This is a genomic window from Limnospira sp., assembly GCF_051859755.1.
In the GTDB taxonomy this organism is placed as follows: Bacteria; Cyanobacteriota; Cyanobacteriia; order Cyanobacteriales; family Microcoleaceae; genus Limnospira; species Limnospira fusiformis.
In genome coordinates this window covers 1-905 of record NZ_JBIMLI010000374.1, presented here as the reverse complement: position 1 = coordinate 905, position 905 = coordinate 1, and the positions used below count along the sequence as shown (strand labels likewise).

Annotated in this window: 1 protein-coding gene; it reads right to left on the bottom strand. The window is 38.2% G+C overall.

The window, feature by feature from the left end:
- On the bottom strand, window positions 1-831 hold an 831-nt coding region (locus ACTIE0_RS24715; protein WP_439517061.1), incomplete at its 3' end, for a pentapeptide repeat-containing protein.
- Window positions 832-905 lie beyond the last annotated feature (74 nt).

Here is a 905-nt window from a genome sequence, read left to right as displayed (position 1 = left end):
ATTAATGATAACCGCTTGGTGAGGACTATTAGGAGATTTCGGCGCGTTTTCTGTATTAATAAATTCTGCCTTAGTCGAGTTTCCCCCAGACTCCCCCCCTTCCACAATCGAATCATCATCAGGGTCGTAAACTTCACCGTCTGGCATAATTGCGCCAATGATTTGAGCTTCTTGATAGTTAGTTAGGTACGAATTGACATCAGTTAAATCGGCTCCGATAAAACTAGCATTTTTAAGTTTTGCTTTCATCAGATTAGCTTTTTTGAGCTTGGCTTGCTTTAAATTAGCCCCCTCTAAACAAGCCTCTCTGAAGATGGCATATTCGAGGTTTGCCAGTTTAAAATTGCAGTTTTTGCAGTTAGTTCCTGTCCAATGACTGAAACCGAAATTAGCTTGATAAAAGCTACATCCTTCTAAGTCTAAAAAAGACAAGTTTACGTCGCCAAATTTAACTTTGTCAAAATTGACATTTTTGGTGATGGCTTGAGCGATTTCACAACAAATAAATTGACGACATTCTCCGAATTGCGCTCCGGTTAAATCTGCCCCAGAAAAATCTATGTCGTACAAATCAGACTGGATAAAATAGGCGTTAGTTAAATCGGCATTAACAAATTTTACATATTTGAAATTTGACCCACTAAAGTTACAATTCTTGAGATTAGCCTTATTAAAAGCTATACTTATAAATTCAGAGTTGCTTAAATCAGCACCTTCTAGGTTAATCTCACTCAAATTACATTCTCTTGGCCAAGTAGTATCAGATAAATCGACTCCGGGGAAGTCGCGTTCACCTTGTCTGTATCTGTCAATTAATTCTTGTGGTTTCATTTTCAGTTAGTCCTGGTAGATGTGGTTTTGAGCCTATCCCAGAGTAGATATCTGCTGGGGATGGCACTATCAAT